The 7171-nt window shown below is 71.7% G+C and carries 8 protein-coding genes; all 8 read left to right on the forward strand.

What is annotated here, in order from left to right:
• Window positions 1-218 precede the first annotated feature (218 nt).
• Window positions 219-1247 (forward strand): hopanoid-associated sugar epimerase, encoded by a 1029-nt coding sequence (gene hpnA, locus VGW35_07565; protein ID HEV8307511.1) that lies wholly within the window; start codon window positions 219-221, stop codon window positions 1245-1247.
• A gap of 85 nt (window positions 1248-1332) precedes the next feature.
• The gene (gene hpnD, locus VGW35_07570) at window positions 1333-2181 is read left to right on the forward strand and encodes a presqualene diphosphate synthase HpnD (GenBank protein HEV8307512.1); all 849 of its coding nucleotides are present in this window, start codon (window positions 1333-1335) and stop codon (window positions 2179-2181) included.
• A gap of 39 nt (window positions 2182-2220) precedes the next feature.
• The gene (locus VGW35_07575) at window positions 2221-3228 is read left to right on the forward strand and encodes an alcohol dehydrogenase catalytic domain-containing protein (protein HEV8307513.1); all 1008 of its coding nucleotides are present in this window, start codon (window positions 2221-2223) and stop codon (window positions 3226-3228) included.
• On the forward strand, window positions 3225-4247 hold the full coding sequence (locus VGW35_07580) for an alcohol dehydrogenase catalytic domain-containing protein (protein HEV8307514.1): 1023 nt from the start codon (window positions 3225-3227) through the stop codon (window positions 4245-4247). Before VGW35_07575 ends, VGW35_07580 begins: the two co-directional genes overlap by 4 nt.
• 24 nt (window positions 4248-4271) lie before the next feature.
• Window positions 4272-4877, forward strand: a complete 606-nt coding sequence (locus VGW35_07585; protein ID HEV8307515.1) for an acyloxyacyl hydrolase — start codon at window positions 4272-4274, stop codon at window positions 4875-4877.
• A gap of 106 nt (window positions 4878-4983) precedes the next feature.
• Window positions 4984-5991 carry a 4-hydroxy-3-methylbut-2-enyl diphosphate reductase gene (gene ispH, locus VGW35_07590; protein ID HEV8307516.1) on the forward strand — a complete coding sequence of 336 codons (1008 nt, stop codon included), beginning with the start codon at window positions 4984-4986 and terminating at the stop codon, window positions 5989-5991.
• A 112-nt stretch (window positions 5992-6103) separates the two neighbouring features.
• Window positions 6104-6883: an SDR family NAD(P)-dependent oxidoreductase gene (locus VGW35_07595; GenBank protein ID HEV8307517.1), complete on the forward strand. Its 780-nt coding sequence runs from the start codon at window positions 6104-6106 to the stop codon at window positions 6881-6883.
• Between the two features lie 147 nt (window positions 6884-7030).
• Window positions 7031-7171, forward strand: a 141-nt coding sequence (locus VGW35_07600; GenBank protein HEV8307518.1) for an FAD-dependent oxidoreductase, incomplete at its 3' end; no start/stop codon positions are given.

Here is a 7171-nt window from a genome sequence, read left to right on the forward strand (position 1 = left end):
CTCGTGACCCCCGGCATCGCGTTCCGGGGGCTCACGCCCCCCAGCGTCGTCGGCCGCGTCGAGATCGGCGTGAGCCGCGAGGGGCCGGCCATCTTTGTCGGCCTCGATTACCCGTTCTAGCGCCGTGCCGATACCCGTCGCCGCTCGGCGTCCTCGGCCCGCGGCGCGCGGACCCCGGCTTTGCCCTCGGGGGAGGCAGGCCCGCGAGGGAGCTTCTGATGGCTGAGACCATCCTGGTCACGGGCGGCACGGGGTTCGTCGGCCTGAACCTCGTGCGCGAGCTGGTCAGGACGGGCGCCCCGGTCCGCGTCCTCGCTCGTCCCACCAGCAAGCTGGCCCCGTTGCACGCAGCCCTCGGCGACCGACAGGTCGAGATCGTCACCGGCGACCTCCTCGATCCGGCCTCTCTCGGGCCGGCCCTGGCCGGGGTGGCCGTCCTCTATCACGTCGCCGCCGACTACCGGTTGTGGGCCCCGGACCCGAGCGTCCTCTACCGTGTCAACGTGGACGGAACGCGCGCCCTGCTCGCCGCCGCGGAGGCGGCCGGGGTACGACGGATCGTATACACGTCCAGCGTCGGAACCCTGGGGATCCCGGGGGATGGGATGGCCGGCACCGAGACCACGCCGGTCGGCCTCGAGGACATGGTCGGCGACTACAAGCGCTCCAAGTTCCTGGCCGAGCGCGAGGCGTCGGCCGCGGCCGCCCGGGGGCTTCCGGTGGTCATCGTCAATCCGTCGGCACCGGTCGGCCCCTGGGACTGGAAGCCGACCCCCACCGGCAAGATGCTGGTGGACTACCTCCGGGGGAGGATGTTCGCCTACCTCGACACCGGGCTCAACGTGGTCCACGTGCGCGACGTCGCCCGCGGCCACATCCTGGCCGCCGAGCGCGGCCGCGTCGGTGAGCGCTACATCCTCGGTCACGCGGCGGGGAACCTGGGACTGCGGGAGATCTTCGAGCGGCTCGCGCCGCACACGGGGATCCCGGCGCCGCGCTGGCGCCTTCCCCACGCGGCGGCGCTCGTCATGGCCGGCGCCTTCGAGGGGCTCTCCCGTATCACTCGCCGCGAGCCGCTGGCCTCGCGCACCGCCGTACGGATGGCCGCCAAGCGGATGTTCTTCGACCCGGCCAAGGCGATCCGCGAGCTCGGCCTGCCCCAGACCCCCGTGGACGAGGCCCTCCGGGACGCCGTCGACTGGTTCTGGGCCCACGGATACGCGCGGCGGCGGGTGCGGAGCGCCTGAGGGCGCCAAGTGGGCCCGAGCCGGTGACCCCGGTGTATAATCTCCGCGTCGACCGCGGTCGGCCCCGGTCGCTCGCGACACCACCATGAACGCCGCCGAGCTCGTCGCCAGCCTCACGCGTCGCAGCGGGTCCAACTTCTATTACTCCTTTCTCTTCCTGCCACGACACAAGCGCGAGGCGATGTACGCCCTCTACGCCTACTGCCGGACCGTGGACGACGCGGTCGACCAGAGCGCGGGCACCCCGGGCGATCAGCGGCGCACCCTCGCCGAGTGGCGGACCGAGCTTCGGCGGGTGTACGGCGGGCGGCCCACCCATCCCATCGCGAGCCGTCTGGCCGACGTGGTGCGCGCCTATCCCATCCCCCAGGAATACCTCGACACCATCCTCGACGGGGTCGAGATGGACATCGACAAGCGACGGTACGCGACCTTCGAGGAGCTGTCCGAGTACTGCTACCGGGTCGCGGCGGCCGTCGGTCTCGCCTGCATCGAGATCTTCGGCTATACCGACCCTCGCGCGCGTGACTACGCCGTCAACCTCGGCGTGGCCCTCCAGCTCACCAACATCATGCGGGACCTCAAGACGGACGCCGAGCGCGGCCGCATCTACCTCCCCCTCGACGAGCTTCGCCGCTACGGGTACTCCGAGGAGGAACTCCTCCGCGGGCGCTACACCCGCGCCTACTTCGAGCTGATGCGCTTCCAGGCGGACCGGACGCACGCCTACTACCGCGCCGCCCGCGCCGCGCTCCCGCGGGTGGACCGGCGGCGGTTGATCGCCGCCGAGATCATGGGCGTCATCTACCACGCGTTGCTCCGCACGATCGAGGCACGACGCTTCCGCGTCTTCGATCGGCGCATCCGGCTGTCGGCGCCGCGCAAGCTGGCTCTCGCGCTGGGGGTCTATCTACGCGCGCAGCTGCCGGGATGAGCCGCCCGTCCCGGCGTCGGCCGACCGGGCGCCGCTGAGATGCGAGCGGCGGTCACCACGGGTCCGGGCACGATTCGCCTCGAGGATCGCCCCACCCCGACGATCGGCCCCGGAGAGCTGCTCGTTCGGGTCCGCGGCTGCGGGCTCTGCGGCTCCGATCTGGCCAAGCTGCGAGCCCCGCGCCAGCTCCCCAGCGTGCTGGGCCACGAGGTGGTCGGAGATGTGGTCCAGGTCGGGGCGGGAGTCGGCCGGTTCCACGAGGGCGATCGCGTCGTGGCCGCGCACCACGTGCCGTGCTTTGCCTGTCACTACTGCCGGCGCGGCAGCGTGTCCATGTGCCGGGCCTTCAAGGAGTCGAACCTCGACCCGGGCGGCTTCGCCGAGTACGTGCGGGTCCCGCGCGCAAACGTCGAGCACGCGACGTTCCGGGTACCCGTGGAAATCCCGGATGCGGTGGCTGCCTTCACGGAGCCCCTCGGCTGCTGCGTGCGCGCGATCCGGCGAAGCGGCCTGGGACCGGGGGACGCGGTCCTGGTGGTCGGGCTGGGGGCGATCGGCGGGCTCCTGGTGCAGCTCGCCGTCCGGGCGGGGGCACGGGTGGTGGGCACGGACGTCCTCGCCCCCCGCCGCGAGCTGGGGTGCCTGCTCGGCGCGACCGTGACGGTGGCGCCGGCCGACGTCCCGGGGGCGCTGGCCACCCACACGGAAGGGCGGGGCGCGGACTGCGTGATCCTCACCGTCGGGTCGCCGGCCGTGGTGCGCCAGGCGCTCGGCTGGGCGCGCGACGGCGGCGCCATCCACCTGTTCGTGGGCGAGGGGGAGGGGCTGCTGCCGGTGGGCGAGCTCTACCACCGAGAGCTCACCCTGACGGCGACCTACTCGTCGTCACCGGCCGATCTCGCCGAGGCCTTCGAGCTGGTCACCTCGCGACGGGTCCGGGTCGCGGAGCTCTGCTCGCACCGGCTGCCGCTCGAGCGGCTGGCGGAGGCCGCCCGCCTGATGGAGGAGCGGGAGGCCCTCAAGGTCTACGTCGAGGTCAGCGAGTGAGGGCTCAGGTCTTTTACGGGCCGGGCGACCTGCGATACGAGGACGTCCCTGTCCCCGAGCCCCAGCCCGGCGAGGTGCTCCTCCGGATCGAGGCGGCGCTCACGTGCGGCACCGACGTGAAGACCCTCCGGCGCGGCCACCCGGTCATGATCCCCAAGCTCCCCACGGTGTTCGGGCACGAGCTGGCCGGCACCATCGTCGCCGTGGGTGCGGGCGTCCAGGAACCGCGGGTCGGGCAGCGGGCGGTGGCCGCGAACTCCGCCCCCTGCGGCGCGTGCGCCTACTGCCGGGGGGGTCGGGCGAACCTCTGCGACGATCTTCTGTTCGTGAATGGGGCGTACGCCGAGTACATCGCGCTCCCGCCCCGGCTCGTCAGGACCAATCTGGTGACGGTGCCCGCCGAGGCGTCCATGGCGCGGGTGGCCTTTGCCGAGCCGGTCGCCTGCTGCCTCCATGCGCTGGATCTGGCCGCCCTCACACCAGGCGACTCGGTGGCCGTGTTCGGTCACGGCCCGCTCGGCCTGCTCCTCGGCCTCCTGGCCCAGGCGCAAGGGGCCCGCGTCGTCCTGGCCGGCAAGGCCGGCCCGCGGTTCGACGTCGCCGCGCGGCTCTCCTTCGCGGCGTGCATCGACGTGACCGCGACCTCGGATCCCGCCGGCCGCATCCGGGCGGCGGCCGGCGGCGGCGTCCGCTGCGCGATCGACGCGACCGGCCGCCCCGAAGCGTGGGAGCAGGCGGTGGCGGCGACGGACAAGGGGGGAACGGTCGTCTTCTTCGGGGGGTGCGCCCCGGGGACCAGCATCCGGCTGGATACGCGCCGTGTCCACTACGAGGAGCTCCGCCTGCTGGGCGCCTTCCACCACACTCCCGTCCTCATCCGGCGGGCGGTCTCGCTCCTGGCCGACGGGACGCTCGATCCCGGCGTCCTCATCACGCACGAGATGACGCTCGCCGAGGTGCCGGCCGCCCTCACGTTGATGAGCCGGGGCGAGGCGTTGAAGGTGCTCATTCACCCGTAGCGTCGTCGTTCGAGAGGAGGTGGCGTGAGGGTATCCACACGCTTGGCTCGGTGGCTGGTCTCTGTGCTGGTCGGCGTGCAGGCGGCGGGGGCGGGCCCGGCGGCGGGGCAGGAGCGGTTTCCGGCCGGCACCAAGGACGTGACGATCGCGGCGGGCTACTCGGTCAGCCACAACACGTCTCCCACCCCGAATCTGGAGCGGGTCGACGGCTTCCACGTGATCCCGCACTTCGGGTATTTCCTCACGGGCGAGAGTGGCGAGGGGTTCCTGCGGGGCAACCTGGAGGGGCTGGTGGAGCCGATGCTGATTCATCTGAGTGCGTCGAAGTCCGCCACGGTGGTCGGCCTGGCGGCCCTCGGACGATGGGTGTTCGCCACCGGTCCGCGAGTCCGTCCGTACCTGGAGGCCGGCGGCGGCGTCCTGGGCGGCCGCGTCGACCTCCGGCAGACGGACTGCGACCTGAACTTCATGCTCGAGGCCGGCGTCGGTGCCCTCGTCTTCGTATCCGACACGAGCGCGCTGAGCCTGGGCTATCGGTTCCAGCACATCTCGAACGCGGGGGCCTGTGACAAGAACCTGGGGCTGAACTCCAGCCTGGTGCACGTCGGCATCAGCTTCTTCTTCCCGTGACGGCCGGCGTGCCGCCGCCGCGGGGCTCCGCGCCTTGCATTATGCCCCCCGGGTTTCTATACTGAGGTGCGCTTCCCCGCGACCTGAGGCGCCGAGAGAGGGGACGATGAGCGTGTCGATGGACCATTCCGGAAGGCTCGACGAGATCGTGCTGGCGGGCCCGCGCGGATTCTGCGCGGGCGTGGAGCGCGCGATCGAGGTCGTGGAGCGGGCGCTGGAGGTCGCGGGCGGGCCGATCTACGTCCGCCGGGAGATCGTGCACAACCGGCACGTCGTGGAGGCGCTCCGGGAGAAAGGGGCCATCTTCGTGGACGAGCTCACCGAGGTGCCGTCGGGCGCCACGGTGATCTTCAGCGCTCACGGCGTGTCGCCGGCGGTGCGGGACGACGCGCGCCTCCGGGGGCTCCGCGTGATCGACGCCACCTGTCCGCTCGTCACCAAGGTGCACATCGAGGCCACGCGCTATGCGCGCGAAGGCTACACCATCGTGCTGGTGGGCCACGAGGATCACGACGAGGTCATCGGGACCACCGGTGAGGCTCCCGAGCGGATCGTCGTCATCGACTCGGTGGAGGAAGCCGAGCGGCTGGACGTGGAGAACGCCGACAAGGTCGCCTACCTGACTCAGACGACGCTGTCGGTCGACGACACCCGCGCCATCGTCGAGGTCCTCCGGCGGCGGTTCCCCCGCATCGTCGGTCCCGCCAAGGACGACATCTGCTACGCGACCCAGAACCGGCAGGCGGCCGTCAAGAAGCTCAGCGCGGAGGTGGACCTGGTCCTGGTCCTGGGCGCCGCCAACAGCTCGAACGCCAACCGCCTCCGGGAGGTCGCCGAGTCGGTTGGCACCTGCGCCTACCTGATCAACGACGTGCGCGACATCCGGCCCGAGTGGCTGGAGGGCGCCCAGCGGGTCGGGGTGACGGCCGGCGCCTCGACGCCGGAGTTCCTCGTTCACGAGGTGGTCGAGTACCTGTCATCACGCGCGACGCCGGTGGTTCGCGAGCTCAACGTGGTCGAAGAGGACGTTCGGTTCGGTCTGCCCCACGAGCTGATCGAGCTCGCCCGCCAGTCGGGCAAGCGGCTCGCTACCTCGTCTCGCTCGGCTCCGTAGCCACCCCGTCCCCCGGGAGCGCGCACGCCCTGAGGCCGAAGGCCATGGGGTCGGGCCTCGTAGCCAAGACAATTCCTGTCGCGCCGCGTCGCGCGAGCCCCGAGGAGACACCATGAAGCTGGCCGGCCGGGTTGCCATCGTGACGGGTTCGAGCATGGGGATCGGGGAGGGGATGGCGGCGGCCTTCCTTCGGGAGGGGGCGCGGATCATCGTGAACTCGCGCGAGCAGAAGCGGGCCGACCAGGCGGCCGCCCGTCTGGCCAAGATCGCCGGGGAGGCGGATCGGACGCTGGCGGTGGCCGCCGACGTGTCGACCCGCGAGGGGGTAGACCGCCTGGTCGGGGAGGCGGTCCAGCGATGGGGCCGACTCGACATCATGGTGAACAACGCGGGGACGTCCATGATCGCCCCGTCGGCCGAGCTGAGCGAGACGGACTGGCGCCGGACGATCGACCTCAACCTGACGGGCGCGTTCTTCGGATGTCAGGCGTCGGCGCGTGTCATGCTTCCCAAACGCTCGGGCTCGATCATCAACGTCGGGTCGATCCTCGGCCAGCTCGGCCTCCCGAAGCGGGCCGCCTACTGCGCCTCCAAGCACGGCTTGATCGGGCTCACCAAGGTCCTCGGGACGGAGTGGGGCCGGCAGGGTGTGCGGGTGAACTGCATCAATCCCGGCTACATCAAGACCCCGATGGACGTCCACGACCAGGCGGTGGGGGATTATACCGACGCCGACATCACCCGGCGCACGCCCGCCGGCCGCTTCGGGTCCGTGGAGGAGATCGCCACGGTCGCCGTGTGGCTCGCGTCGGATGACGCCGCCTACGTGACCGGCACGACGGTGGATGTGGACGGGGGCTGGGTCGCCTACGCCGGCTGGGGCAACTATTAGGGCCGTGCCGATACCCGTCGCATCTCTGCGTCCTCGGTCGTCGGCGGGCCTGAACGTATGCGGCATACGCCTCGGCCCGCCTCCTCCCTGCGTCCTTGATCTGCTCGGGTCTCGGCCCGGCCCGTCCCCCACGAGCGACAGGCAGCCATGAGCGTGAGGCAGGAAGCGGCGGCGGTGGTGGTCGGCGGCGGCATCTGGGGGTGCTCGATCGCCTACCACCTGGCTGCCGCCGGCGTCGGGGACGTGCTCGTCCTGGAGCGCCGGGAACTGGCGTCCGGAAACACTCCC

It is taken from the genome of Candidatus Methylomirabilota bacterium (assembly GCA_036005065.1).
Taxonomy (GTDB): domain Bacteria; phylum Methylomirabilota; class Methylomirabilia; order Rokubacteriales; family DASRDR01; genus DASYQW01.

Excerpts from the sequence above, each read along its gene's own strand:
- hpnA (HEV8307511.1), top strand. The coding sequence starts at position 219 with ATGGCTGAGACCATCCTGGTCACGGGCGGCACGGGGTTCGTCGGCCTG.
- hpnD (HEV8307512.1), top strand. The coding sequence starts at position 1,333 with ATGAACGCCGCCGAGCTCGTCGCCAGCCTCACGCGTCGCAGCGGGTCC.
- VGW35_07575 (HEV8307513.1), top strand. The coding sequence starts at position 2,221 with ATGCGAGCGGCGGTCACCACGGGTCCGGGCACGATTCGCCTCGAGGAT.
- ispH (HEV8307516.1), top strand. The coding sequence starts at position 4,984 with ATGAGCGTGTCGATGGACCATTCCGGAAGGCTCGACGAGATCGTGCTG.
- VGW35_07595 (HEV8307517.1), top strand. The coding sequence starts at position 6,104 with ATGAAGCTGGCCGGCCGGGTTGCCATCGTGACGGGTTCGAGCATGGGG.